The organism is Streptomyces solicamelliae (assembly GCF_045348655.1).
Taxonomy (GTDB): Bacteria; Actinomycetota; Actinomycetes; order Streptomycetales; family Streptomycetaceae; genus Streptomyces; species Streptomyces solicamelliae.
The window spans coordinates 7,278,248-7,304,067 of record NZ_CP160404.1 but is presented as its reverse complement, the minus strand read 5'-3'; the positions used below and the strand labels follow the sequence as shown (position 1 = coordinate 7,304,067).

Sequence of the window (25,820 nt, the reverse complement as noted above, 5' to 3'; positions counted from 1 at the left end):
GAGCACCATGAGGGTGCCCACGCCGGCAGAAGCACCGCGCAACAGCGTCACCGGACCGGGATCGGCTGGGTGAGGTTCACCGGGTTGCCGTCGGGGTCCTGGATGTGGGCGACGCGCTGTCCCCACGGCATGTCGTTGGGGCCACTGCGGACGGAGCCGCCCAGCGCCTCCACCCGGCCGAGCGTCTCGTCGACGTCGTCGACACCGATGCTGAGCAGGATCCGCGGTGCCGCCCCGGTCCCCGGGTTCGCCTTGGCCACCAGCCCGAGGTCGGTGTCGCCGATGCGCAAGCCGAGGTAGAAGGCCGGGCCTTCCGCCGGCACCCGGAAGATCTCCTCGGCGCCGAACAACTTCGTGTAGAAGCAGAGCAGAACGTCCTGGTCGGCCGTCAGGATCACTGGCTGGATGGTGGACATGGCACTCCTGTCGACAACGGTCGCGTCACCGGACAGACCGTTCCAGGACGGTGAACTCATCGGCAAAACCGCCCGGCCAGACGATCTGCGACGCAGACCGCAGCCCACGACCAGCACGAACCCCCCGAAACTAGGTCACGCCACCCTGCTGACCAGCTACTTCAAGGTGGCGGAGCGAGGAGGCTGGATCACGCGGAGATCATCCATGGGCTCACGAGACCGGCCACGTCGCGCCGTTCACCCACCTCAAGCGCATCCGTCTCACAGCGCGAAGCCCACGAGACAGGCTCTAGATCAGTTCGGTGACGAGGATGACGACGCCCGGGACCGCCTGGCTCAGCGCGCCTTGCCACAACTTGGGGTCGGAGACGAAGAGCATGATCCCGCCGCCGGTCATGAAGGCGGCGACGTAGAGGATCAGTGACCGGGCCACGGTCTCGTGTCCCAGATGGAGCGCCACGAACCCGGCGATCATGCCGCCGGCCAGGAAGAGGTTGTAGAACCCGACGTTGAACCGCCACAGACGGACCTCCGGGGCGTCCGCCGTGCTCCCGGTGAGAAACTCCCGGACCCACGCCCGCCGGCTGTAGAGGAAACTCTCCAACGGCCATACGAAGATGTGAACGGCGGCAGCGACCAGCGCGAACACCTGACTGACGATGTGCATGTCCGCATGGTGCTACGGGCCGGGGAGTCCGGGAAGTCGTCCCACGCCGCCGTTCACCCGTCCGAGGACCGGCAGAGTGGTGCCGCCCGGTCCGGGTGCACCCCCGTCCGGGTGCAGACGCAGCCCGCCGTGCACGCCCCGCCCCCGGGACGACTCGGGGCGACTACCGGGTCCGTCCAGGGCTGATCTGGAGCAGCTTCGGCTGGCGCGGCATGTCGGCATAGGGGCAGTTGACCGCCGACCGGTCTCGGCTTTTCCAGCCACGCAGCCAGGGGCGCAGGCGTTCGTTGTCGATGCTGAGGGTGCCGTCAGGCGTGAGCCGTCCAATGGAGTTGGACGGGTCCGAGAGTGCGACGGTGCACTTTCCCACGTCCCCAGTGGCTCGGATCACCAAGGAGTTCGCCCTGGCCGCGTAGCAGGCCTCCGTGCCGGAGGAGGAGGACTGGAGCGTGGACGACGTCCTCAGGACCGCTTCGAGTTCTGCCTGGATCTCGTTCCGGGCCGAGCCGGGGAGGATCTCCATGGACGCGTCGTTCGCGCCCCCGAGACGTTCGATCGGCTTGAGGCCCACCGAGAATCTGGGATCGTCCAGGAACGTGTCCCGGACTTCCGCGAGGAAGCCGGCCATGAAGGGCGCGTTTCCCGGCGTCAGATGAATACGCAGAAGCACCCGAAGGGGCAGGGCGCTGTTCCTGAGCGCCAGCAGATTCCCCCAGATCCGCCGGAACGAGTCCTTCCCGTCGGCTCGGACGCGTGTTGTGTCGTGGAGGGCCTGCGGGCCGTCCAGGGAGATCTGGTACGAGGTGACGGCGAGTTCCGTGAGCCGCTCGGCCGTCGGGACGTCGAGGAGGTAGCCGTTCGTCGTCATGTCGCCCTGGAAGCGGAGCTCTGGGCGGCGGTGGAGCGACTCGACGACATGCGAGGAGACCTCCTCCACCACCGACCGCGCAAGGAGGGGTTCGCCCCCGAACCAGGACACATTCAGCTGCCGCAGGCCGTCGATTCTGCGGTCGAGCAGCCGCTTGACTCCCTGGACGGTCTCAGGCCCCATCCGCCCGACGGAGAAGTCCTCGTAGCAGTACGTGCAGCGGAAGTTGCACTGCTCCGTCGGGAGGATGATCAGGTGGAGTGCCTCGTCCGTGAGCGCGGCGAGGAGCTCGTCCTCGAACGCCGCCTCGTCACGGACGGGAGCGTCGGCGGTCTGGTCCATGAACACATCCAGGGCTGGGAACGGACGGAGGATTGCGTGCGCCCGCGCTCACATGATGGGGCCGCCGCCTCCGCCGAGGCCGCCTCCGCAGCCGGCGACGCAATTGATGTTGATGACCAGTCCGCTCGCCTCGCGGAATTCGGCGGCCTCACCGGCCCTCAGCTTCGCCGACAGCTCCGGCGCGTTGAGGACGATGCGGCCGGCGTCGTCCAGCTCGACGTCGGCGGACACCTTGGGAGAGTTCTTCGGGGCCATGGAAGCTCCTCGTGGCCAGGGGGGAATGCAGGGAACGCACTCCAATCTCGGGCCGCCGGCGCGCCGCCGCCACTTCGCGCAGCCGAACGGAGGAGGGACAGCCTGTGTGGCCGGCGGCCCGGCTCTGCGCCGCCCGAACCTGACACGTCGCGGCTGACGCAGGTTCCCCGCAGCGGCTGGGCCGTCGCAGGTGGACCATCAGGCACCATGCCCAGCTCGCCGACTGACCCCACCACCACCGCCGCCGCGACGAGCGCAAAGCCGGCCACTCCCCCGCCTCATCAGCAGCGCCCGCGCCCTCACCCGCTATCGGAGACTCGCTGCATGAAGCGACGTCCGAAGGAGCGCCTGGGCAGTGGCGGCGGCCTGCGCGGCCAGGCCGGGGATGCTGGCGGTGATCGCCGGGCCGCCGGCCGACAGGTCTCCGACCACGTGCACGCGCGGGTCCAAGGGGGTCAGGCCGCCGGACGGGTGGTGGGCGGACAGGCCGGTGGCCGTCAGGGAGCTGAGCAGGTCACGGGCCGCCCCCGGGACCGCGTGCGGCGGCGGGTTCACCCCGTTGACGACGAACTCCGCGCTGCGGTCGCCGCCGTCGTGCCATATCCGGAAGCGCCCCTTTGACGGCTCGATCGCGCGCACGCCCGGAACGAGAGTGAGCCGGCCGGTGTCCAGCAGGCGCATCAGGACGGTCGCATTGCGCGGGATCATGGGCGAGGCCACGCTGACGGCTGTGCGCAGGTGACGTCCCAGCCTCGCGCGGTCGGACTCCGACAGCAGCCGCCACGCGTACGGGCCGACGGTGTGCACCGTCTCCTGCAGCACACGGCGACCGATCCGGGGATCCGCGACGACGGCCAGCTGCCGCCGGAGCCTTGCGACCGGGTCGTCTGTGTCGGTGGCAAGCAGTTCCCTCGCGAACGCGTCGAAGTCCTCGCCCGCTTCGACGAGTTCCGCGCGCAGCAGGCTGATGAGGTCGTCCAGAGCGACGGTGCCTCGATCCTTGTGCAGCCGCGCCACTCGATCTACGGTCACCTGCTGCGGGGGTCGGGCGATCGGGCGCTGCCAGACGTGCGGCAGCACACCGCTGCGCGACAGCAGCGCGATCCCCCCGGTGTGCCCGCGCGCGGCGAGCGAGACGACGACGTCCACGGCGGTCAGACCACTGCCGATGACCGCGACGTCGCCTCCGGGCGGAACGCTGGCGAGCGTGTCGGCCAGCGGGTACGGGTCGGCCGTGTAGCCGGGACGGCCGGTGAGGGAGTACAGGTCCGGGGGTGTACCCCCGCCCACGCAGAGCACGACGTGGGTGGCCTCGTGCTCGTGGGTGCCCTGGTGTGCGTCGTCGTGTGCGTCGTCGTGTGCGTCGCGCGTGCGCAGTACGAGACCGGGCCCGGAACGCACGACCTCCGTGACACGTGCTGTCACGACACGTACCCGCCAGCCCTGTTCGCCGAGCGCCGCCACGGCCTTCTCGGCGCACTGCACGAGATATTCGCCGTACAGGGCCCGCGGGACCAGCGGCTGGCCGAGGAGCTCGTCCGTGTGGTCGGCGCCCCGCTCCCCCAGCCAGGCCGCGTAGTGGTCGAAGTCGCCGTTGCGGATCGACATGATGGCGGGTGGCGCGTTCACCAGCACCGAGTCGAGATCCGGGCCGTACGCCCGCCCCCGCCACAACCGCGGCGACGGCTCGAAGACCGTGATCGTGCCCGTCCCGCCCATATCCGTCCCGCCGGCGGTGGCCAGCGCGTCGAGCAGACCGACCGCCGCTGCACCGCCCCCGATGATCGCGATGTCCATGCGTTCCCCTTCTCCGTAGTGGCGCGTGACAACGACCTTCGGCGACCGCGCGGGAGTGACATATCCCCCGCTCACGGGCGATCGGGCGGGATCGTCCCCCTCACGTGAGGGGTTGTCGCCACGCGGTCCAACGGACAGGCTGATCACGCACGAAGGAGGACGTCTGTGACCGACCCACACCGCCCGGTACTCACCGCCGCCGAACGGGCCGCTGACGCACTGGAGTTGTTCAGTCGCGCCTCGGCGAGGCTGCGGCGGGTGGTGCCGTTCCACTCGGCGGTGTGGACGGCAGCCGACCCGGAGACCGGCCTGATCACGGCGCCGATGCTGGTGGAGGACCTCGGCACCGGGGAGAGTTGCGCCGCGTACTGGGAGAGCGAGCTCCTGGAGGAGAACGTCCTGCCGTTCCACGAGCTGGCCCGGGCGACCGTACCGGCTGCCGGGCTGCGCGCGGCCACCGGCGACCTGCCCGCCCGCAGCACTCGCTTCCGGCGCCTCCTGCGCGATCAGGGCGTGTACGACGAACTCCGCGCCGTACTGCGGATCGACGGCCGGCCATGGGGCCTGGTCAGCCTGTTCCGCACCACTACCGCGTTCCGCCCCGACGAGGTCGCACTCCTTGCCGACCTCTCCCGTCCGCTGGCCGGACGGTTACGCGGCCTGGTCCGCCCGCCCCGGTCCACGCCGCGCACCGAGGCACCCGCGCCCGGGCTGATCCTCTTCGACGAGACCGGCCGGGCCACGTCGATCAACGACGAGGCACGGCATCACCTGGCGCTGCTGCCCGAGGGCCCCGCGTCCCCCTCGCCTCTGGGAGTAGAGCTGCCCATCTGGGTGATCGGCGTGGTCCTCCAGGCCCGGGCCGTCGCCGACGGCCGCGACCACGGCAACGCCCGGGTACGCATCCGGACCGCCGAAGGCCGCTGGCTGGTCTGCCACGCCTCCTGCCTCAACGGCCCGGCCGGCACAGCCGGACCGGTCGCCCTCGTCATCGAACCGGCGACACCCGCCGACCTCGCGGTCCTCATCGCCGACGCCTACGCCCTCACGCCACGCGAACTGCAGATCACCCAACTCCTCGCCCGCGGCATGACCACCACCGACATCGCCGCCACCCTGGTCATCTCACCGCACACCGTGCGCGACCACCTCAAGACCGTGTTCGCCAAGGCAGGTGTGTCCAGCCGGGGCGAACTGGTCGCCCGCCTGTTCACCGACCACTACTGGCCCGCCCTGCCCGACCCCACACCCCTGCCGCGCCCCGGCCGGCCCCCCGCCCGCGCGCGGATCCCCCGCGGGTGACATGCCGGCGGGAGCCGCCGTGCTGCCGGGCGGCTCAGGTCGTGGTTCGGTTCTCGACAGCGACACCCAGATGCCGGGCGACGGCCTCGAGGGCGGAGCCGAGAGGGAGGGCGATGCGCGTCCGGGCGTACTTGTCGCCTCGGGTGGGGTCCCGGTTGATGATCAGGACGGGTGTGCCGGCCTCGGCGGCCTGACGGACGAAGCGGAGCCCGGACATCACCGTCAACGAGGATCCGAGGACAAGCAGTGCGGACGCCTCCCGGACGAGCGCGCGGCAGTGCTCGACGCGTGTCGGCGGTACGGCCTCGCCGAAGAAGACCACATCGGGTTTGAGGATGCCGCCGCATACCGTGCAGGGCAGGACGTGGAAGTCGGCTGCCTGGTCGTCGGTGAGATCGGCGTCGCCGTCGGGGTTGATCGCGGCGGCGACAGGGGCGAAGCCCTGGTTGGCGTGTTCCAGGCGTTGCGCGAGTTCGCGGCGTGAGGTGGAGGCTCCGCAGGTGAGGCAGACGACGCGGCCCAGGCTCCCGTGGAGTTCGACGACCTCGGTGCTGCCGGCGGCCTGGTGCAGGTTGTCGACGTTCTGAGTGATCACTCCGGCGAGCAGCCCGTGCCTCTCGAACGCGGCGACGGCCCGGTGGCCGGTGTTCGGACGGGCACGGGAGAAGGTGCGCCAGCCGAGGTGGGAGCGGGCCCAGTACCGGCGGCGGGCCCCGGCGCTGCCGACGAACTCCTGGTACGCCATCGGGGTGTGCCGGCTCAGGCTGCCGCCCTCACCCCGGTAGTCGGGGATCCCGGACTCCGTGGAGATGCCCGCCCCGCTGAGCACCACGACACCACCGGCGCGCAGCAGGGCGGCCGCTGGTCCCAGGTCGGTGGTGCCCGGCGGCAGGTCGGGCGGTGGGGTCCAGCTCAAGGTCGGACGCATGCGCATGACGCCAGGGTACGAAAGCAGGATCCTGGACCCCCCAGGCCGACACCATCAGCCGCAGGGCGATCACCCAGCGTCATGTGGCTGGTCACGGTATCGTGCCGCCGGCGGGCTGCCCCTCGCCGACGGGCTTCCGCGACGGTCCGACGCCGCGCCCAAGGGCGGCGAGCCCGTCGCGGGCGTCTGCCTCGCAGAACCTCTTGTAGGTTCTCGAAGCTCGTGACACAGGCCCTAGTCGATGACCAGGAGCTCGGCCGCTGTCTCATGCCGATGGCATGGCCGGCCAGTCTCACTTCCGTGGCATTTCCTCAGGGGTGCGGGCGAGATGACTCGGCTGCCCGCCTGACTCGTTCGGCAAGGATCTTCCACGGCTCGGGGTCCGGCGAGAAAAACGTCCTCCGTGTGCCAGCGGGGGAGCGCATTCTTGGAAGCATCTTCGGGGCGAAACCGCCTAGCGTTGCTTGGTGAATCCGGGGACTCCGTCAGGGAGCCTCGAGAAGCACGTCCGGAGGACTTCCATGAGCGACCAGCCCGCCCCGTACGGGGGCAGCACAGCCGCCGCCACCGCCCCGGCTCCGAAGCGGGTCCGGATCCCGCACCTGCGCGAGATGAAGGAGCGCGGTGAGAGGTGGGCGATGTTGACGGCGTACGACATGTACACCGCGGCGACCTTCGACGAGGCCGGCATCCCGGTGCTGCTGATCGGGGACTCGGCGTCCAACAACGTCTTCGGGAACAAGACGTCGTTGCTGGTGACGGTGGACGAGTTGCTTCCGCTCGTGCGTGCGGTGTCCGGGGCCGCCCGGCGAGCGCTGGTGCTCGCGGACCTGCCGTTCGGCTCGTACGAGGCGTCTCCGGAGCAGTGTTTCCACACGGCGGTGCGGTTCATGAAGGAGGCGGGCGCGCACGCGGTGAAGCTGGAGGGCGGTGAGGAGATGGTGCCGCAGGTGGAGTTGCTGACGCGGTCCGGGATCCCGGTGATGGCGCACATCGGGTTCACACCGCAGTCCGAGCACAGCCTTGGCGGCTACCGGGTACAGGGGCGCGGTGAGGACGCGCAGCGGCTGGTGTCCGAGGCGAAGGCGCTGGAGGCGGCGGGAGCGTTCGCCGTGCTGGTCGAGATGGTGCCCGAGGACGTGGGTGCGGAGATCACGCGGAGCATCTCGGTTCCGACGGTCGGCATCGGAGCGGGGAACGGGTGTGACGCGCAGGTGCTGGTGTGGCAGGACATGGCTGGCCTGCGCACGGGGCGGCTGCCGAGGTTCGTGAAGCAGTACGCCGACGTGCACGGCGTACTGCGCGACGCGGCCCGGGACTTCGCGGCCGAGGTGGCGGCAGGAACGTTCCCGGCACCGCAGCACTCCTTCTAGGCCCGCGAGTTCCTCCCCGGTACCGCCAGGCCCGCTCATGGGCCGGGCTGTACCGGAGAGCCTGCGGGCCGAGGCCGACTGTCTGAGGTCAGGCGCCGGTGACGACCCGCGTGATGCCGGGGATCTCGGCCATGACGATCACGGCCGGTCCGGTACCGGACCGCAGGACGTCGTGCGTGCGGCCTTCGTGCGTGAACCGTTCCCTGGCGAAATCCGCCAGCGCGTCGTCGCTCATGTACCCCCCTTGGGCTCCAGCCCGGTACTGAATCTTGAGAACGAGCCAAGACTACCGACGAGTAGGGGTGCCGGAGGCGGTTCGTGCCCGCCCATGCCGGCATCGGCCGCGATTGGCCGAGGTCCGTGCGACACCACCCGCCCCGGTCATCAGACCCGATCACCCGAGCCGTCGCCCGAGTGTCTCGATCGCCGAACTTCTCCGAGGCCGGCCACCCTGCCGGTCTCCCCCTCCGGAGGGAAGGTCAGCGCTTGACGGCCAGTCGCTCGCGCCACCAGTCCACTGTCGCCGCGATCTGCTCGTCGAGGGAGGTGGCTCGTGTCGCGAACTCGGTTTCGTAGGCGGTCGAATCGACTACGAACGGAGCGTCGAACTGGTACCGGATCTCCTTCAGGGAACGGAGCAAGGGGAGAATGCCGACGCGATGCCCAGCACGGCGGGCGAGATCCTGCGCACGGGTACGGTCCCGGTTCCTGACTGAGCGGCAAGGCGGCCGATCATGTCCCTGGCGGACAGAGGAGGTTGCGTCGGAACGTGCCAGGGGCGTCCCCAGGCCCGCTCCTCGCCGGCGACCTCGACCAGGGCCCTGGCCACGTCGGGGAGATAGGTCCAGCTGTGCGGTGCATCCGGGTCCCCGAGCGTGGACACCGGCTTACCGCTCAGGAGCCGGGGCATGACGCGTGCGGCCAGATGACCGCCGTCGGTCACTCCGGGCCCGAAGAAGTCGGAGGCCCGCACCTCGACCGCCTTGATGCGTCCTTGGGCATGCAGGTTCTGCGCCTGCTCCCACAGCGCGGCGCGCAGCCGTCCCTTGGGGCCGGTCGCGGCGAGGGGCAGGTCCTCGGTCACGGGGCCGTCCACCGGACCGTAGCCGTAGAGGTTGCCCAGCATGACCAGCGGGGCCCCGGACGCCTCGGCCGCCGCGAAGAGCGACGAGGCCAGCGGTGGCCACTCAGTCGTCCAGCGCGGGTAGGGCGGTGCGGCGCAGCTGTAGATCGCGACCGCGCCCTGCGACGCTTCGATCAGCTGCTCGCTGTCTGTCGCGTCCAACGCCACGTGCTCGATGCCGGGCTCCGGGTCGCGGCCCGACTTGGTGACGACTCGTACCGAGTGACCCTGCTCGGCCAGCAGCCGAGCAGTGGCCGCCCCGGCAGGCCCGAATCCCACAACGACGGAAAGACTCACACGCGAACACTAGCGCGAGTGCGTGGTCGGATCGCACAGCGCGCCGCCTGCCGCGTCCGGAGCTCTGGCGGCGGCAGCGCGGCGTTGCGCCGGCCGAATCAGTGCCCTCACAGCGCAACGAACTCACCGCTCATGAACGCGCGTTCGCTCAGAACCGTCCATTCCTCTGGACCGCCCCTCGCGCCGCTGCCACCATGCTGCGATGTGGAAACGCCCCTTACGGATCGCAGTACTGGCCCTGCTGCCGCTCACGGCGGCCGCCTGCGGCGCGAACACGGACGGTGGCAGCGCCGACGGAGAGAAGTCCCGGAAGCCTTCGGCGACGCGGCCGGCGCCGGCGAAGGAGACGCCACGCCCGGGCGATCAGACGGTCACCATGGCCTGGAAGGGCGAGCAACGCGTCTACACGGTCCACGCGCCGCCCGGCTACTCGTCGGCCCAGCGACTCCCCCTGGTCGTCGTCATGCACCCTTACCCGGCCGACGGCGCGTACGCGGCTCAGCTGACCGGCTTCAACGCCAAGGCCGACAACGAAGGCTTCCTCGTCGCCTATCCGGACGGAGTGAATCAGGGGTACAACGCCCTCGTCTGCTGCGGAAGCGAGGACGACGTCGGCTTCATCGGCGCGTTGACGAAGCGTCTCGTCGACACGTGGAAGGCCGACCCTCGGCGCATCTACGCCACCGGTATCTCCAACGGCGGGGACATGTCCTTCAAGCTCGCCGTCGAACTCCCCGGCACGCTGGCCGCGATCGCGCCCGTGAGCGGCGGCTTCATCGGAGCTCCCTCGCAGGACCCGGCCTACATGCCGAAGGCCCCGGTGTCCGTGATCACCTTCGTCGGCGGCGCCGACAAGTACCGGACCGACTTCGAGCAGGGGATCAAGTCCTGGTCGGAACGCCTGAATTGCAGGGCGAAGCAGCCCGAGAAGGTCACGGGCAAGAGCACTCGGACGCGGGCTACGTGCCGAGACAAGTCCGAGTTCACGACCTACCGCCTCCCTGACATGGGCCACAACTGGCCGGGCAGCCAGGACCTGACGATGGGTGAGACGGAGACGGGGCTCAACGCGACCGACGTCATCTGGGAGTTCTTCGAGGCGCACCCGAAGGCGTCGTCCTGAGCGCAGGAGCGCTTCACCGCTGGTCCATCGTCCGCGTCGCACATGGCACCCCACCGCCTCGTCGAGTCGTGAACTTCCTTGAGCGAGACGGACTTTGACTCCGGACACCGGTGCATTCCGGAGCGGTTGCCCCCTCTGTGCCGGTGTGTTCGCGAAGGCACCTCCCCCTCTTGCAGTTCTTTGCGGAGGCGATGAACGGAGCCCGGGCCTCCATCCGTATGAAAGGCCGGACACGTGCCCAGCGGTCGCTCCCTCGGCGATCGCAGTCCGTAGGCAGGCCCACAGCAGGAGGCGAAGCGTTGAGTCACAGGCGAATACCCAAGCGGAATGCCGTTCTCGCGGGGGCCGGGGCGGTGGGCATCGCCGCGGCGGCGATCCTGCTGCCACAGGCCAATGCCTCGCAGGAAGGAGCGGGGAAGCAGGCGGGCTCGCCGCGACAGATGAGTGCCGCTTCGGCCGCGGGACTTCTTCAGCAGCTCGGCGAGCAGCTCGGCGACTCCTACGGCGGCGCGTACTACGACGCGGACAGGCAACAGCTCGTCGTCAACGTCGCAGGCAACAGCGACGCGGCGGAGGCCGATGTCGAGAAGGCCGGCGCCGTTGCGCGCAGCGTGCAGAACAGCCTCTCCGCTCTCACCTCCGCGATGGACTCTCTCCGCGGCGAGGCGTCGGTCCCGGGCACCGCCTGGGCCGTCGACCCCAGGACGAACCAGGTCCTGGTCACCGCCGACCGTACAGTCACCGGTGAGCGCTGGGACACGGTGGAGAACGCGGTCCGTGGGCTGGGCGACGGGGTCGCCCGCATCCAGAAGTCGAAGGGTGAGTTCAAGCCCTTCATCGAGGGCGGGGACGCCATCTTCGGCGGCGGCTCGCGCTGCTCGCTCGGGTTCAACGTCACGGCCCAGGACGGCCGGCCCGGCTTCCTGACGGCGGGACACTGCGGCGTCGCCGTCGAGCAGTGGTCCGAGCAGCAGAACGGCCGGCCGATCGCCACCGTGCAGGAAGCCGTCTTCCCGGGTGAGGGCGACTTCGCACTCGTGACGTACGACGACCCGAACGTCCAGGCCCCGAGCGCTGTGGACACCGGAGACGGCCAGATCGTGGAGATCAAGCAGGCGGCCGAGGCCGCGGTCGGCCTGCAGGTGTTCCGCATGGGAAGCACGACCGGTCTGCGGGACGGCCAGGTGACCGGCCTCGACGCCACCGTGAACTACCCCGAGGGCACGGTCTCGGGGCTGATCCAGACCGATGTCTGCGCGGAGCCCGGCGACAGCGGCGGAGCCCTGTTCACCCGGGACGGGAACGCCATCGGCCTCACGTCGGGTGGCAGCGGCGACTGCACCTCGGGCGGCGAGACGTTCTTCCAGCCGGTGACGACCGCGCTGGACGCGGTCGGTGCCCAGATCGGCTCGGGCGGTACCGGCAACGGTGGCGCCGACAACGGCGGTACCGGTGAGGGCGGTGCCGACAACGGCGGCACCGGTGACAGCGGTGGCGACAACGGCGGCACCGGTGACAGCGGCGGCGACAACGACGGCACCGGTGACAGCGGCGGCGACAACGACGGTGCCGGTGACGGCGGCGCTCAGGACGGTGCCGTCGGCGGCGGTGCGGACGACGGCTCCGACGCCACCGGTGGGGCCGTGGACGAAGGCGGCTACGGAAACGGCACCGGCTGACGGTCACGGAGCCACGCAGCCCTGGACATCGGTGTCCGTCCAGGGCTGCAGCCGCGTCCACGGCATCGATCCGCACGGGCGCCCTCGTGCTTCGACGGTGCAGAGAGGGCCGGCGGTCACGTTGCCGGATCGGCGGCAACTGCATCCGTCAGCTGATCTGTTCGGCCAGGGCGAGGATGATGCCCGAGGGGCCGCGGAGATAGCAGAGGCGGTAGATGTCCTTGTACCGCGCTACCTCGCCGATCAGTTCGGCGCCATGGGGGCGCAGGCGGGCGAGGGTGTCGTCGAGGTCGTCGACGGCGAACATGACCCGGTGCAGGCCCACCGTGTTCGGCGGCGGGTTGTGCGATCCGTCGCTGACCGCCGCGGGAGCGTGGTACTGCGCGAGCTCCAGCTTGCCGTGACCGTCCGGGGTCCGCATCATCGCCATGTCGCTGCGGACTCCGTCGAGTCCGACGGCCTGATCCGCGAAGAGGCCCTCGATCTGCGCCTTGCCTTCGACCTCCATGCCCAGTTCGGTGAAGAAGGCGACGGCGGCGTCCAGGTCTTCGACGATGATGCCGACGTTGTCCATCCGCTGAAGCGTCATGACGGTTCTCCCTCTGCATTGCGCGGCCCTTTGAGACCACCGGTATACCGAGGCCGAAGCCGGGGCCCGCCCTCGACACCCGCAGACGGGATGATTCCCGGACGCCTCTTGTGAAGGGCCGGGGGTGTGGCACTCCGCTTGCGTCGTCGGTGGCGGCGGAGTCGGTGTTCCGGTTCAGCTCGGGTCGGTACAGGTCGAGGCGGTGACGGAGGCTTCACGCCTGCCTCCGCGCAGCCGGTGTACGCGTCTTCGGTCGACTCGGGCCCCCTGTTCCACCCGCGTCATGCGCGTCATCCGCGCCACCCAGGCCAGCTCGACGATCGACTCCTTGGCGCGGCCGATGAAGCGGGCGACCACCTCGTCGGCGGTGAGCGGCCAGCCCAGCTCCGCCCCGAGCGCTATCTGGAGGCGCACGGCAAGGCGTTCACTGTCGACCAGGACGCCGTCGCAGTCGAATATCACGAGCTCTATCGGTTTGATCATTCCCGCAGGGTAGGTGCTGCGGCGACACAACCGGCCGGGCGTGTGGGAACAAGGCTGTCGGGGTCATCCAGTACGGCGCTGCCTTGCGTGCGACCCGCTGTTCCGAGCCAAAGTAGGGCCGTTCGCGGGGGGATTGTTGGCCGGGGGCTGCCCTGTCCTCGCGGGCCCGGGCCTCTAGCATTCGAGCACCCCCGCCCGTACCGGCGGGGCACCCGAGGCGCACGTCTGTCAGGTACATGATAGTTCAACCGTTCCAGGCTGCACCACCCTTGCGGCACGACCCGCGCCTCGACGCACCGCAGCAGGACCAGGACGGCCGCCCACCCCCGTGGCGCGCCGCACCCCCCAGCCCCGCGACCGGGCGCCGCCGCGCGCCCGCGCTCGCCGGGCATGCACGCACTGGATGGGAGAACCATGAGAGGCTCCTTGCTGGTGAGCGGAGCGACCCTCGCCCTGTTCGCCTCCGCCCTGCCCGCGCAGGCAGGCTCCTCGTCGATCGCAGATCCGCCCCCGGACAGGATCGTCATCGACATCGCCACGGTGAACGGCTCCGGCTGCCCCCTGGGGACCGCCGCCATCGCCGTGTCCGAGGACAACACCGCCTTCACCGTCACCTACAGCGAGTACCTGGCGCAGGCGGGCGGTAACTCCTCCCCCACGGCAGCCCGCAGGAACTGCCAGCTCAACCTTGTGGTGCACGTACCCCAGGGCTTCACCTACGCGATTGCCAGCGCGGACTACCGCGGCTACGCGTCGCTCCAGCCCGGCGCGACCAGCACCGAGAAGGCTTCGTACTACTTCCAGGGCTCGCCGAGCACCGCGTCCCGGACGCACGCCTTCCGCGGTCCGTACGAGGACAACTGGCAGGCCACCGACGACACCGACTGGGCGCAGTTGGTGTGGGCGCCCTGCGGTGTGCAGCGGAACTTCAACATCAACACCGAGCTACGGGTGGACGCCGGCACGTCGAACCCGGCCACCACCAGCTACATGACCATGGACTCCACCGACGGTGACATCAGCACCGTCTACCACCTCGCGTGGAAGCAGTGCCCCAGGAAGTGACGCCGTGACACCCCGGCCGGGTACCCCTCGCCCGGCCGGGGCCCCTCTTCCCGCCGGGCCTCTGCTCGTCGCCCGGCTTCGTCGCTTCCGTTTCAGGTGAGGACGTTGACCGCCCGGGCGACGACCAGGCCCAGGATGAGCAGGGAGACGAGGGACTGGACCGCCATGGTGATCTTGGCCCAGGGCGCCAGCGGCATCACGTCCGTGGGGCTGAAGGCGGTGGCGTTGGTCAGCGCGAGATAGAGGTAGTCGACGTACCGGGGCCGCCAGCCGGCGGGGGCGAGTTCGGGGCTGAGCTGCTGGGGGAAGGCGAGGGCCGGGTGGGCGGGCATCCGGTGGAGACGGGCGGCGGGGCCGCCGCCGTCGAGGTCGAAGTACAGCAGGGAGAACGCGAGGACGGTTCCGACCCAGACGTTGGCTCCGGTCTGGAGGAGGCTGGTGGGGGACGCCGTCTCCTTCCCGTTGTGCACGATGTCGTCGATGAGCTGGACGGTCGACCAGACGGCGCCGAGCGCGAGGACGCCGATCAGGGCGATCGACACCACGCGAAGCGCGACGGAGCGGCGGTCGATCCGGCCGGGGTCGCCCGCGATCAGTGTGAGCAGGAGCAGCCCCTCCACCGAGGGCAGCACCCAGGCGGGCGCCAGCCGCAGGTCGTCGGGGAGCAGCAGCGTCAGCGTCATGGCGGCCAGCACGGCCATGGCCATCGGCCACCGGGACTCCCCGAGCGACGCCTCGTCCGGCGTCGTCCCGGGAGGCCGGGGAGCCTGAGGTGGGCTCACGTGGTCTGCTCCTCGTCCTCGTGCGCCGGTCGGCGTGCGTGTCCGGACGCCTCCACTCCACTACGGCTCGCGGGGGCGCGCACCGCCCGGGACCCGGGCGGGTCAACCAGGCGGCCGACGGCCTCGTATGACGGGACCGGGCGCTGTGCCCGCCGACAGGTCCTGGCCCTGCTCGCCGAAACGGGTCAGGTGACGGTGAGGACGATCTTGCCCGTCGTGCGGCCCTGCTCGCCGATCGTGTGGGCCTTCGACGCCTCCGCGAGCGGGAGCACGGTGTCCACGACCGGCCTCAGCTCACCGCGTTCCACGAGGGCCGCGATCTCGCGCAGGCCGAGGTGGTCGGGCTCGACCAGGACCCACGCCGCCCGTACGCCGTCCTGGGCGACCGGTACGTCGTCCGGGCCCGGCAGGGTGATGAGCCGGCCGCCGTCGCGGAGTACCTGCAGCGAGCGCCGGGCCGTCTCTCCTCCGAGGCCGTCCAGCACGACGTCCACCTCGTCGATGGCGTCCTCGAAGCGGACCGTGCGGTAGTCGATCACCTCGTCCGCGCCCAGTCCCCGCACCAGCTCGTGCTTGGCCGCGCTCGCCGTGCCGATGACGTACGCGCCACGGGCCTTGGCGATCTGTACGGCCAGGTGGCCCACACCTCCGGCCGCGGCGTGCACCAGCACGCGCTCGCCGGGGCGGACGCCCGCGGAGTCGACCAGGGCCTGCCAGGCGGTCAGCGCGGCGAGCGGGAGCGCCGCGGCCTCGACGTGCGTCAGCGACGCAGGCTTCGGCGCGAGGTGGCGGGCCGGCGCCACGACGTACTCGGCGTACGCGCCCGCCTGGCGCGGGAACAGGGGCATGCCGTAGACCTCGTCGCCGGGGCGGAAGACCCCCACGCCGGGGCCGACCGCCTCGACCGTGCCGGACACGTCCCAGCCGACGACGGGCGTCTCGCCCCAGGTGATCAGGGCTCCGCTCGCGCGGGTCTTCCAGTCCACCGGGTTCACCCCCGCCGCGTGCACCCGGACCAGGACCTCGTTCAGGCCCGGTACGGGGCGCTCCACCTCGCGCTCGACCAGCTTCTCGGGTCCGCCCCACTGCTCCACGACCACCGCGCGCATCGTCCGCCTCGTCTTTCGTCTCTCATCGGGATGCCGCCGGGTTCCTCCGGCGGCGACACGTCCACCTTCGGGCAGTCCGCCCCTGAGCGGTGTTGGCCGCCTGGCCACTATGTGACAGGATTTGGCCATGAGGTGTGGCCATGAGAAGTGACGTGCCCGGAACCGACACGCCGGCGGCGGACAGGCGGGCCGGGAAGCCGGCCAGGGCGGTGAGGCCCCACCGCGTGGCCGTGCTCGCTCTCCCCGGAGTGCCGCCGTTCGAGCTCGGCATCCCCTCCCGGGTCTTCGGCAGTGTCGAGAACGCCGCAGGCCGCCCCCTGTACGAGGTCACCGTCTGCACCGCCGACGGCGCGTCCGTACCCAGCGACGCCGGATTCACCGTGCAGCCCGCCGCCGGCCCCGAGGCGCTCGCCGAAGCCGACACCGTGATCGTCCCGCCCACGCACGCCATGCCGGAACTGGCGCGGGGAGGGCCGCTGCCGCCCGAGGTCCGCGCCGCCATCGCCGGGATCCGGCCGGGCACCCGGCTCGTGTCGATCTGCACCGGGTCGTACGTGCTCGCCGCCGCCGGACTGCTCGACGGGCGGCCTGCCACCACCCACTGGAACCTGGCCCCGGAATTCCGCCGCGCCTTCCCCCGGGTGAAGCTCGACGAAGACGTCCTCTTCGTCGACGACGGTGACGTGCTGACCTCGGCCGGCGTGGCGGCGGGGGTGGACCTGTGCCTGCACATGATCCGCCGCGACCACGGCGCGGCAGCGGCCAACCACGCCGCCCGCATGTGCGTCGTACCGCCGTGGAGAGACGGCGGGCAGGCCCAGTTCATCGACCGCCCCGTCCCCGAACCCACCCAGGCCAGCACCACGGCCGCCCGCGCCTGGGCCCTCGAGCACCTCGCCGAACCGCTCACCCTGGCGCAGCTCGCCGAACAGGCCCGGATGAGCCTGCGGTCCTTCACCCGCCGCTTCCGCGACGAGGTCGGCATGACACCGGTCCAGTGGCTCACCGCGCAGCGGCTCGAACACGCGAAACAGCTGCTGGAGACGACCGACCTCCCGATCGACCTCGTGGCACTCCGCGCCGGACTCGGTTCGGGAAACTCCCTGCGCGCCCACATGAGGTCGGCGTTCGGGACGTCACCCGCCGCCTACCGCCGCACCTTCGGCGCCGGGCCCGCCGCGCTGCGGTGAGCACCGATCTTGGCGAAACTGATGCCATGACGCACAAGGCATTCCTGGAAGGCGGACCGGACGACCTGCACGAGCGGATCGTCCCGGTCGAAACCCCCGGCGAGGACCTGAAGATCCCGCACCGTGGCGGATACGAACACTTCAAGGAAACCCCACGCCGCCAGGACACTGAAGAAGGAACGCTCCGGGTCTACGAATGGTGGGAGCGCACAGAGATCGCCGAATAGCGACCCGCGGAGAAGAAGCGCCGGGTCGTCATGCCCCGGCGCCCGGGTGCATCGCCATGCCCCGGCGACCGCACCGACGACCGCATCGGCGCTCAGGCGCCCTCGCGGGCGTGTCGGAAGCGGGCCAGGCCGTCCGCCAGGTCGACGACCGGCTCCGGGTAGTCGTAGAGGGCGCGGTCGAATCCCGCGAGGTTCCACGGTTCGTGGACGGCGGGGGCCTTCAGTCCGGCCAGCTCGGGAACCCAGCGGTGGACGTAGCGGCCCTCCGGGTCGTAGCGCAGTGCCTGCCGGACCGGATTGAGCACGCGGTTCGGCCGGGTGTCCGTGCCGGTGCCGGCCACCCACTGCCAGTTGAGCTGGTTGTTGGCGATGTCGCCGTCCACCAGAAGGCCGAGGAAGTGGCGGGCGCCCTCGCGCCAGTCGATGTAGAGCGTCTTGGTCAGGAAGGACGCGGCGATCATGCGGCCTCGGTTGTGCATCCAGCCTTCATGGGCGAGCTGGCGCATGGCCGCGTCGACGATCGGGTAACCCGTCCTTCCCTCGCGCCAGGCCTGGAGATCCGCCCGCGCGTCCGCTCCACGCCGCCAGTGGTCGTGGCGGGACCGGTAGTCCTGCGCCGCCGTCTCGGGCCGGGCGGCCAGCACCTGGCCGTGGAAGTCCCGCCAGCACAACTGGCGGACGAAGGCCTCGGCGCCCGGTCCCCCGCGGACGCGGGCCCGGTGCACGGCCTCGACGGGTGACAGCGCGCCGAAGTGCAGGTAGGGCGACAGCCTGGAGGTGGCGTCGCCCGCGAGGTCGTCATGCCCCTCCTGATAGGCGTCGGCGTGCCGGGACAGCCAGGAGGTGAGCCGCTTGCGCGCCGCGCTCTCGCCTCCCGCGGCGAGGCCTTCGGACACCGCCCGGACCGATGCCCGGACGGGGATCTCCTCGGAACGCACCGCAGGGGGCACCCGTACGGCGCGGGGCGCCGGGTACGGGGCGCGCAGGGGCTGTGCCGCCCAGCGCCGGTAGTAGGGCGTGAAGACGGCGTAGTGGTCGGAGCCCTGGGGCGTGACATCGCCGGGCGGGACCGCCGTCGTCACGGCGTCGTGCACATAGAGGCGGCAGCCGTCGGCCTCCAGGACCTGCCGCAGCCTTTCCTCGCGCCGTTGCGCGAAGGTCGTGTAGCCGGCGGCGACGTGCACCTCGTCCGCTTGCGCCTGCCGTACGACGGCGATCGTCTCGGCCACGGTGTCGCCGGTGCGTACCACGAGGCGGCCTCCTCTCTCCCGCAGCGATCGATCGAGGTCGACGAGGCAGTCGGCGAGGAAGGCCAGCCTGTTGGGCGCGGCGAAGCCGGCCCGGTCCACGGCGGGGTCCCGGACGAAGAGCGGAACGACCTCCTCGGTCTCCTCCAGTGCGCCCTTGAGCGGCGGATGGTCGTGCAGGCGCAGGTCGGAGGTGAACAGGACCACGGAGACTGTCATGGCGGCACTCCAGGATGTGTCGGTCGCCGGTCGCGGGCGGGGAGCTGTGAGCGGCGGACGGCTGAGCAGAGCCGAGCCGTCACGCGCCCATTTCCGCACCGACCCCGCCGGCGGATGCACCAAGATCGGCCGTCGGTCGGGACGTGTGTGGCCGGAAGGCGTCGTCGCCGCGCCGTCCGCCCTGCCCCAGCGTGCCCGTGCGGCGCGCACAAGTGGTGCACCTGAGAGGCGCGCCCCGTCGCCGCTCCGGTAGCCCGGCGCCCTGCGCTCTCCCGTACGCCTTCGGTTAGGGTTACCTTGCCTGGCCTGGCAGGCATACGGGTATGGGGTTCCTGTGTCGCAGGACGGCAACCCATCGGACGGAACGGGCAGGGGCAGGGTGCAGGTGAGAGACGGTGACCCGGGCTTGTGCGAGTCGTACGCCCGCTGGAGCGGCACGCGGATGCGGGTGACGGGCGTCCCGGGTGCCGGACCCGAGCTCGGGGCGAGGCGTCGTGGGTAGCATCGCGCTCACGGCCGGGGCCCTTTACGTCATCGTCCTGCTCCGCGCCGGAGGGACGTTCGCCGTCGGGTGGCTCGCCGGCGCCGGTGCCCGGCGCAGCAGGTTCGCCGAGCGGATCTCCTCGGCGAAGTTCCGGCGCGTCGAGCGGGCGATCCAGCGATGGGGTGCGCCGGTGGTGGCCGCCTCGTTCCTGACCGTCGGTTTCCAGACGGCCGCCAACTTCCTCGCGGGCAGCATGCGCATGCCGTTGCCGCGCTACCTCCCCGCCCTGTTCGTGGGCGGAGCAGCCTGGGCGCTGATCTACGCGACCGCGGGGCTCGGCGTGCTCGAAGTACTGGGAAGGCTCTTCGCCGAGCAGCCGGCCCTCGGGGTGTCCGCCGTGGCCGCGCTCCTCCTCGCGGTGTGCGGGGCGGTGGTGTACCGACGGAGAAGGGCGGCCCCGGCCTCCGGTGACACCGTGGCCGAGGAGTCGTGAGCTCGCCCCTCCACCGAGTCGTACACGCGACCGAGTCTGAGCGTCGCCGAGCCTCTGGTGCCGTACAGAGGTGTGCGAAACTCGACTGATCGAACGAGGAGGCATCAGGTGGCCTACGTCAGGGCAGCGGAGCGCGAGGAGCAGATCGTCGCGGCGGCCATGCGCGTGCTCAGTTCCGCGGGCGTGCCTTCCACGACGCTGCGTGCCGTGGCGGCCGAGGCCGGCATCCCCCTCGGCACGCTGCACTACGTCTTCCCCGCCAAGGACCAACTGCTGCGCGCGGTCACGAGCAAGGTCATCGCAGACATCTCGGACGCGCTGCGCGCCGAAGTGGAGCTCGACCGCGGCGTGGAGCAGGCGTTCAGGCAGGCCATCACCAGCTTCTGGCACAGGCTGGTGGAGACCGGCATCGGTCTCCAGGTCATGCAGTACGAACTGACCGCGTACTCCGTGCGGACGGAGGGGGCCGGAGGTCTGGCCCAGTCGCAGTACGAGCGTTACAGCTCCCTGGTGACCGACCTCTGCGAGCAGGCGGCCCAGGCCGCCGGAGAGCGTTGCGCGATCGGATTCGACGCGCTGGGGCGCCTGACGCTGGCCCTGGTCGACGGCCTCATCCTGCAGTACGTGGCGAGTCCTGACAGCGACCGCGCGCGCCGTGACCTCAGGCACGCGGTGGACATGATCATCCTGCTCGCCGACCCCCGGCCGGTCGCACCGAGGCAGAAGGTCCGCTCCGACTGAGCGGATCCCGTCGACGGGCGTCTGTTTCGAGTCGGATGTCCGACACGGTTGTCGCCGGCCGCCCTGCGGAGGACCGCAGGACGGCCGGCATCTTCATGTCCCGAGGCTGACAAGACCGTTGAGGCGCCCGGCGTCGTCCGGCTGTCCCAGCCCGAGCGCGCGCCGACGACGGCACGTGCCGGAGGCGAGAGGGGCGATCCCCGCGCGCGTCAGCGCAGTTCGCGCTTGAGGATCTTGCCGGTGGCGGTCATCGGCAGAGCGTCGACGGTCTCGACGATCCGCGGGTACTTGTAGGCCGCCATCTGCTCGCGCGACCAGGCGACGAGTTCCTCGCCCGTGGCGGCGGCCCCGTTCTTGAGGACGACCATCGCCTTCACCTCCTCGCCGTGGGTGCTGTGCGGGACGCCGATGACGGCGGCGAGCGAGACCGCCGGATGGGTGAGGAGAACCTCTTCGATCTCCCGCGGATACACGTTGAAGCCACCGCGGATGATCATGTCCTTGGCGCGGTCGACGATGTAGTACCAGCCGTCCTCGTCGCGTCTGGCGAGGTCGCCGGTGCGGAACCAGCCGTCCTCGCTGAGCACTTCCGCGGTCGCCTCGGGCCGGTTGTGGTAGCCCTTGAAGACGTTGTGGCCCTTGATGGCGATCTCCCCGATGGCGTCAGGGGTCCCTTCCACCTCATTCCAGGACTCCCGCTCGACGAGCTTGAGCTCGCCCCCCGGCAGTTGGGTGCCGATCGATCCCGGTCGGGCCGGTGCCCCGAGCGGCTTGAACGCGGCGACGGGTGAGGTCTCGGACAGGCCGTAGCCCTCGGCGATGACGACGCCGAACCGCCTCTCGAACTCCTTGTGGACCTCGACCGGCAGGGCCGAGCCGCCGGAGACGGCCATGCGCAGATTGCGGGCGAGCGTGGCGACGTCGACGGTTTCGTCGAGGATCCCGAGCAGCCCCCAGTACATCGTGGGCACGCCGGCGAAGAACGTCACGGACTCCTTGAGCATGGCGGTGATGGCGGCCTGGGCTCCGAACCGGGGCAGCATCACGACGGTGCCCGCGTAGGCGGCGGCGCCGTTCTGGATCACCGTCTGGCCGAAGGAGTGGAACAGCGGCAGCACGCACAGATAGGTGTCCGGGCGGTGCTCGTCCGCGCCGAACAGCTCCTTGCTGACGAGGGCGTTGTCCCGCATGTTGCGGTGCCGCAGCTCGGCTCCCTTCGGCTGACCGGTCGTCCCGGACGTGTACAGGATGACCGCGGTGTCGTCCTCGTCGGTCCGGACCGTGGCGAAGTCCGGCGCGTGGTCCGCCACCGCGGCACCGAAGGTCTCGGCACCCGCGAGGGGGCTCGCCGCGGCCGGATCGACGGTCACCACGAAGAACTCCCTGGTCCCGGGCGAAGCTTGGAACCCGGCGTGCGCCTCCTGCCCGATGGGCAGATCGGCCGCACCCTCGAAGGCGAAGAGCGCGACGGCTTCCGAATCGTCGAGGTGGTAGGCGACTTCGCGGCTCTTGAGGAGCACGTTCAGGGGGACGACGGTGGCGCCGGCCTTCAGGATGCCGTTGTAGATGATCGTGAAGTGCGGCAGGTTCGGCATCATCAGGGCGACCTTGTCCCCGGGCCGCACGCCGCGGGAGACCAGGAGATTGGCGACCTGGTTGGCGGCGCGGTCGACCTGCGCGTAGCTCAGACGGGTGTCGCCGAGCACGATCGCGGTCCGCTCGGGGTGCTTCACGGCGCTGTCTTCGAGGAGGCGCGCGAGGTTGTAGGACGGCATGGCGGGTCCTTCTGGTTCTGAGGGGTTTCGGCTGTCTCGTCGCCTAGGGCGTGTGTCGGAAGTGCTTTAGGTTGGCTGCTGTGAGTGCGCTGGGGCGGAGTTATCGATACGTCGGGCCGGTGGGGCTGAAGGCTGCGGTCCGGCCTGGCAGCGGCGGGTGCCCGATCCGCTCGGCGGCTGACTTCGACGGTTGGATCACTGAGCGATCGGCAGCAGAGCTGACCGAACCGTTCACCTTCGTGGTCGGCACGGACGGTGTGCTTCGGCTGGCGCCGCGGCGAAGCGAGCACGTGGCCTGCGCTGGTGGGGACATGGTTCTCAGTGCCGGCGAAATCAGCTTCAAGCGTGAGGCAGGCCGGTGGACCGTGGGCGAGGTCAGCAACCAGTCCACCGGATACTGCCCGGACGTGACCTCCTGGCCGGCAGTCGCTCATGCTCTGGACGACGTAGAACTTGGGCGGCCCTCCGGCTTCACCCACGAGGTAGTGTTCCGGCGGTGTCCCGACTGCCAGGAGCACAACATCGTGCGCGAGGACGACTTCGTCTGTGTCTTCTGCGGCAGCGATCTGCCGGAGATGTGGAACGTGGTTCCCACCGCGTGATGGCTAAGGTCACAGCCACTCGTTGATGGCCGCGACGAGGACGGTCGCCTCGTAGCGGACCGCGAGCTTGTCGTATCGCGTGGCGACGGCGCGGTTCCTCTTGAGGCGGTTGATCCCGCACTCGACCGCGTGACGTTCGCGGTAGTCGACGGGGTCGAAGTGAGGCGGCCGGCCGCCCTGGGAGCCGAGCTTTCGGCGGTTGCGTGCTTGGTCGGCCTTGTCCGGGATGGTGCAGCGGATCCCGCGGCGCCGCAGGTAGACGCGGTTCTTGCGGGAGGCGTACGCCTTGTCAGCCCGCACGCGATCGGGCCGGACGCGCGGCCGACCCGGCCCAATGCGGGGCACTCGGACCTTGTTGAGCACGGGTTCGAACTGCGGCGAGTCCCCGCGCTGCCCGGCCGTGACCACGATCGTCATGGGCTTCTGGCCCTGCTCGACGGCCAGGTGCAACTTGGTGGTGAACCCGCCGCGCGAGCGGCCCACTCCGTGATCATCGGGCTCGGTGAAGACACCGCCCGGCGGTTCCTTCTGCAGGCCCCCATGCTTGCGGGCCCCAGCCGCGTGCTGATGAGCACGACAGACCGTGGAGTCGACGCTCAGGTCCCACGTGATCGCACCCTTCGCGTCGGCCAAGGACTGCAGCCGGGTCATGATCCGGTGCCAGGTTCCGGTCCGCTGCCACCGGCGGAACAAGTCGTAGACCCGGCCCCACGGCCCGTACTCGACGGGCACGTCCCGCCACGGAACACCGGTCCGGACCCGAAACCGTATGCCGTCGATCAACCGCCGCCGAGACCAGACGGGTGGCCGGCCCGCCTTCGTGCCCTTCGGCAACAACGGTTCCAGCGCGGCCCACTGCTCGTCCGTGAGATCTCCCCGACCCATGAACCGTGATCATTCACAGCCCAAGATCCACTTTCGATACACGGCCTAGCCGCGCAGTGCGGAGGCGAAGATGCCGGGGAGCTTGGCCCATCCGGGGCGGCCGGCGAAGGCGGCGAGTCGACGCCCGGTCGTGGCCGCGGTGCGGTTGGTGACGAACCACGGCGGTCGCGGGGACAGGGTGAACTGGCCGGTGAGCACCGACCGCGGGAAGGGACGGAACGGTCCGTGCACGACAGTCCGCTCGGTACCGTCCAGGAGGAGCCCGTTGTGGACGATGCCGATGCCGCTCTGCGCGTCCTGGAGCGTGTGGCCGGGGAACGCGCCCCAGGTGGCGCGGGCGGTCAGGTAGCCGACACCGTTCCACGCGTTGACCGCGACCGTGCCGTAGCGCAGATCGGCGATGAACCGGGTGAAGTCGGCGCCCAGCGCACGGATGGTGCGGGGGTGCGCCACGACGTTCGCGCCGAGGGTTCCCGACAGCCGGTCGTTGGCGAAGGCGGCGGCGCGGTCGAGGAAGGCGCGCCCCTGCCCGGGAAGGCTGGTGACGGCCAGGACGGGGGCGAAGTACTCCTGGGTGAAGGCGATGTCGTCGCCGGCGGGGATTTCCTCGAGCAGCACACGGGAGCCGTCCGCGACCTGCTGGGCGATGCCGGGGTGGTCCTTCACCGCGGCCGCGCATCGGTCGTCGCTGCCCGGGTAATAGGCGGGCCGCGCGACCGCCTCGGCGAAGGCCCTGCGCAAAGCCTTGAGGAAGTCGTCCTTCTGCGCCCAGTCGCTGCTGAGCACGAGGACCTGGGAGGCGATGCAGTTGTACCCGTTGTTGTGGAGCTTCTGGGTCACGATGTGCTCGGCCTGGAAGGCGAGATCGCGCTTCGACCAGTTACCCGGAACCACGATCGTCGGTGACACACCGCCCAGTTCGCTGCTGATCGGCTTGTCGAGCAGCACCTCGCCGCGGGCCTGCCGGGCCCTGCCTTCCTCGCCGGGGCCGAACACGATGACGTCATGGGACGTGACGCTGCCGGTGATGTGCACATGGCCGATCCCCGGGTGCGCCACCGCCGCCGAACCGAATTCGACGCCGCCGGTCACGATCCGTACGAGGCCCAGCTCGATGAACCGGGCGAACACCTTGTTCAGCACCGGGAACAGCGGATCCGTGATCGGGTTGAGCTTGAGGAGCACGACCCGGTTGTGGGCGAACAGCTCGTAGAGCGTGTCGAGCGGCGCGATCGAGAAGATGTTGCCCGCCCCCAGGACGAGCCCGACGCCTCCGGTCTTCTTCGGAGTGCGCTGGCCGAGTCCCGCGGCCTTCCGCAGCCGGTCGGCCGTCATGCCCGGCTCGGACCACACTTCGGCGGTGAAGCCGTTGAGCAGGAGCCGGTCGAACAGGTTGTGAGGAAGTACCCGGACCGCGACCCTGTCGCCGGGGGCTCGGGAGAGGCCGAAGCCGTCGAGCGGACTGCGTCCGGCCTCGAGGGCCGCGAGCGTCGCGGACAAGGCCCCCACACCGCTGAGTACGGCATAGGGCCCGCTGATCCACTCCTCACCGGCGAGCTGGGACCCGGCGGGCAGCCGCTTGATGGAGCAGGCGACGTCGACCCATTCCCGGGCATGCCGCTGGAGGGATTCCGACAGGGCCGCGAGCAGGTCCCGGCGGGCGGAGAGGGGCATCGAGCCCCAGGTCTCCTCACCGCAACGGAGTTCTTCGACCAGGGTGTCGAGAGAGGTGGACGGGTCGTCAGAGGGGTACATGTCG

25 protein-coding genes and 1 pseudogene are annotated in these 25,820 nt (G+C 70.6%); 10 read left to right on the top strand and 16 right to left on the bottom strand.

Annotated features, from left to right (window positions below):
* Positions 1 to 47: 47 nt before the first annotated feature.
* From ABZO31_RS33750 to ABZO31_RS33730, 5 genes are all read right to left on the bottom strand, one after another.
* Positions 48 to 416, bottom strand: a complete 369-nt coding sequence (locus ABZO31_RS33750; RefSeq protein WP_406865169.1) for a VOC family protein — start codon at positions 414 to 416, stop codon at positions 48 to 50.
* Positions 417 to 705: 289 nt separating this feature from the next.
* The gene (locus tag ABZO31_RS33745; RefSeq protein WP_406865167.1) at positions 706 to 1,083 is read right to left on the bottom strand and encodes a DUF1304 domain-containing protein; all 378 of its coding nucleotides are present in this window, start codon (positions 1,081 to 1,083) and stop codon (positions 706 to 708) included.
* A gap of 163 nt (positions 1,084 to 1,246) precedes the next feature.
* Complete coding sequence (locus ABZO31_RS33740) at positions 1,247 to 2,293, bottom strand: radical SAM protein (protein WP_406865165.1); 1,047 nt, start codon at positions 2,291 to 2,293, stop codon at positions 1,247 to 1,249.
* Between the two features lie 48 nt (positions 2,294 to 2,341).
* A complete protein-coding gene (locus ABZO31_RS33735) occupies positions 2,342 to 2,548 on the bottom strand; it encodes a hypothetical protein (RefSeq protein ID WP_406865164.1) in 207 nt (68 codons plus the stop codon).
* Between the two features lie 306 nt (positions 2,549 to 2,854).
* Entirely contained in the window at positions 2,855 to 4,345 is a 1,491-nt protein-coding gene (locus ABZO31_RS33730; RefSeq protein WP_406865162.1) for an FAD/NAD(P)-binding protein, read from the bottom strand.
* 165 nt (positions 4,346 to 4,510) lie between these two features.
* Between ABZO31_RS33730 and ABZO31_RS33725 the strand changes: the two genes are divergently transcribed.
* Positions 4,511 to 5,647: a LuxR C-terminal-related transcriptional regulator gene (locus ABZO31_RS33725; RefSeq protein ID WP_406865161.1), complete on the top strand. Its 1,137-nt coding sequence runs from the start codon at positions 4,511 to 4,513 to the stop codon at positions 5,645 to 5,647.
* Positions 5,648 to 5,681: 34 nt separating this feature from the next.
* Here the strand turns inward: ABZO31_RS33725 and ABZO31_RS33720 are convergent, their stop codons facing one another.
* Positions 5,682 to 6,581 (bottom strand): NAD-dependent protein deacetylase, encoded by a 900-nt coding sequence (locus ABZO31_RS33720; RefSeq protein ID WP_406865160.1) that lies wholly within the window; start codon positions 6,579 to 6,581, stop codon positions 5,682 to 5,684.
* A gap of 515 nt (positions 6,582 to 7,096) precedes the next feature.
* On the opposite strand from ABZO31_RS33720, the gene panB reads away from it, so the two are divergent.
* Positions 7,097 to 7,948, top strand: coding sequence for a 3-methyl-2-oxobutanoate hydroxymethyltransferase (gene panB / locus ABZO31_RS33715; RefSeq protein WP_406865159.1), 852 nt, complete (start codon positions 7,097 to 7,099; stop codon positions 7,946 to 7,948).
* Between the two features lie 88 nt (positions 7,949 to 8,036).
* On the opposite strand, the gene ABZO31_RS33710 is transcribed toward panB, so the two are convergent.
* Both ABZO31_RS33710 and ABZO31_RS33705 read right to left on the bottom strand, forming a co-directional pair.
* Positions 8,037 to 8,183 carry a hypothetical protein gene (locus ABZO31_RS33710; RefSeq protein ID WP_406865158.1) on the bottom strand — a complete coding sequence of 49 codons (147 nt, stop codon included), beginning with the start codon at positions 8,181 to 8,183 and terminating at the stop codon, positions 8,037 to 8,039.
* 244 nt (positions 8,184 to 8,427) lie between these two features.
* Positions 8,428 to 9,368: pseudogene (locus tag ABZO31_RS33705) on the bottom strand (NAD-dependent epimerase/dehydratase family protein).
* A 202-nt stretch (positions 9,369 to 9,570) separates the two neighbouring features.
* Here ABZO31_RS33705 and ABZO31_RS33700 point away from each other — a divergent pair.
* Complete coding sequence (locus ABZO31_RS33700) at positions 9,571 to 10,491, top strand: alpha/beta hydrolase family esterase (RefSeq protein WP_406865157.1); 921 nt, start codon at positions 9,571 to 9,573, stop codon at positions 10,489 to 10,491.
* A 299-nt stretch (positions 10,492 to 10,790) separates the two neighbouring features.
* Complete coding sequence (locus ABZO31_RS33695; RefSeq protein ID WP_406865156.1) at positions 10,791 to 12,170, top strand: S1 family peptidase; 1,380 nt, start codon at positions 10,791 to 10,793, stop codon at positions 12,168 to 12,170.
* A 148-nt stretch (positions 12,171 to 12,318) separates the two neighbouring features.
* Here the strand turns inward: ABZO31_RS33695 and ABZO31_RS33690 are convergent, their stop codons facing one another.
* Positions 12,319 to 12,759, bottom strand: a complete 441-nt coding sequence (locus ABZO31_RS33690) for a VOC family protein (protein WP_406865155.1) — start codon at positions 12,757 to 12,759, stop codon at positions 12,319 to 12,321.
* Between the two features lie 174 nt (positions 12,760 to 12,933).
* The gene (locus ABZO31_RS33685; RefSeq protein WP_406865154.1) at positions 12,934 to 13,242 is read right to left on the bottom strand and encodes a hypothetical protein; all 309 of its coding nucleotides are present in this window, start codon (positions 13,240 to 13,242) and stop codon (positions 12,934 to 12,936) included.
* A gap of 414 nt (positions 13,243 to 13,656) precedes the next feature.
* Between ABZO31_RS33685 and ABZO31_RS33680 the strand changes: the two genes are divergently transcribed.
* Positions 13,657 to 14,307, top strand: coding sequence for a DUF4360 domain-containing protein (locus ABZO31_RS33680; RefSeq protein WP_406865153.1), 651 nt, complete (start codon positions 13,657 to 13,659; stop codon positions 14,305 to 14,307).
* Between the two features lie 92 nt (positions 14,308 to 14,399).
* Here the strand turns inward: ABZO31_RS33680 and ABZO31_RS33675 are convergent, their stop codons facing one another.
* Together ABZO31_RS33675 and ABZO31_RS33670 are read right to left on the bottom strand one after the other, a co-directional pair.
* Positions 14,400 to 15,089: a hypothetical protein gene (locus ABZO31_RS33675; RefSeq protein ID WP_406865152.1), complete on the bottom strand. Its 690-nt coding sequence runs from the start codon at positions 15,087 to 15,089 to the stop codon at positions 14,400 to 14,402.
* Between the two features lie 185 nt (positions 15,090 to 15,274).
* Positions 15,275 to 16,198, bottom strand: a complete 924-nt coding sequence (locus tag ABZO31_RS33670) for an NADP-dependent oxidoreductase (RefSeq protein ID WP_406865150.1) — start codon at positions 16,196 to 16,198, stop codon at positions 15,275 to 15,277.
* A 140-nt stretch (positions 16,199 to 16,338) separates the two neighbouring features.
* Here ABZO31_RS33670 and ABZO31_RS33665 point away from each other — a divergent pair, with 140 nt between their 5' ends.
* Complete coding sequence (locus ABZO31_RS33665) at positions 16,339 to 17,388, top strand: GlxA family transcriptional regulator (RefSeq protein WP_406865148.1); 1,050 nt, start codon at positions 16,339 to 16,341, stop codon at positions 17,386 to 17,388.
* Between the two features lie 26 nt (positions 17,389 to 17,414).
* Positions 17,415 to 17,615, top strand: a complete 201-nt coding sequence (locus ABZO31_RS33660) for a DUF5988 family protein (protein ID WP_406865569.1) — start codon at positions 17,415 to 17,417, stop codon at positions 17,613 to 17,615.
* Between the two features lie 92 nt (positions 17,616 to 17,707).
* On the opposite strand, the gene ABZO31_RS33655 is transcribed toward ABZO31_RS33660, so the two are convergent.
* Complete coding sequence (locus ABZO31_RS33655; RefSeq protein WP_406865147.1) at positions 17,708 to 19,081, bottom strand: cryptochrome/photolyase family protein; 1,374 nt, start codon at positions 19,079 to 19,081, stop codon at positions 17,708 to 17,710.
* Between the two features lie 494 nt (positions 19,082 to 19,575).
* Between ABZO31_RS33655 and ABZO31_RS33650 the strand changes: the two genes are divergently transcribed.
* A complete protein-coding gene (locus ABZO31_RS33650) occupies positions 19,576 to 20,058 on the top strand; it encodes a DedA family protein (RefSeq protein WP_406865146.1) in 483 nt (160 codons plus the stop codon).
* Between the two features lie 108 nt (positions 20,059 to 20,166).
* Positions 20,167 to 20,799 carry a TetR/AcrR family transcriptional regulator gene (locus ABZO31_RS33645; protein WP_406865144.1) on the top strand — a complete coding sequence of 211 codons (633 nt, stop codon included), beginning with the start codon at positions 20,167 to 20,169 and terminating at the stop codon, positions 20,797 to 20,799.
* 209 nt (positions 20,800 to 21,008) lie between these two features.
* Here the strand turns inward: ABZO31_RS33645 and ABZO31_RS33640 are convergent, their stop codons facing one another.
* Positions 21,009 to 22,574, bottom strand: a complete 1,566-nt coding sequence (locus ABZO31_RS33640) for a long-chain-fatty-acid--CoA ligase (RefSeq protein WP_406865142.1) — start codon at positions 22,572 to 22,574, stop codon at positions 21,009 to 21,011.
* An 80-nt stretch (positions 22,575 to 22,654) separates the two neighbouring features.
* Here ABZO31_RS33640 and ABZO31_RS33635 point away from each other — a divergent pair, with 80 nt between their 5' ends.
* Complete coding sequence (locus tag ABZO31_RS33635) at positions 22,655 to 23,176, top strand: hypothetical protein (RefSeq protein ID WP_406865141.1); 522 nt, start codon at positions 22,655 to 22,657, stop codon at positions 23,174 to 23,176.
* Between the two features lie 9 nt (positions 23,177 to 23,185).
* Here ABZO31_RS33635 and ABZO31_RS33630 read toward each other — a convergent pair whose 3' ends face one another.
* Together ABZO31_RS33630 and ABZO31_RS33625 are read right to left on the bottom strand one after the other, a co-directional pair.
* Positions 23,186 to 24,061, bottom strand: a complete 876-nt coding sequence (locus ABZO31_RS33630) for an IS5 family transposase (protein ID WP_406865140.1) — start codon at positions 24,059 to 24,061, stop codon at positions 23,186 to 23,188.
* Between the two features lie 45 nt (positions 24,062 to 24,106).
* The gene (locus tag ABZO31_RS33625; RefSeq protein ID WP_406865138.1) at positions 24,107 to 25,816 is read right to left on the bottom strand and encodes an aldehyde dehydrogenase family protein; all 1,710 of its coding nucleotides are present in this window, start codon (positions 25,814 to 25,816) and stop codon (positions 24,107 to 24,109) included.
* Positions 25,817 to 25,820: the final 4 nt, after the last annotated feature.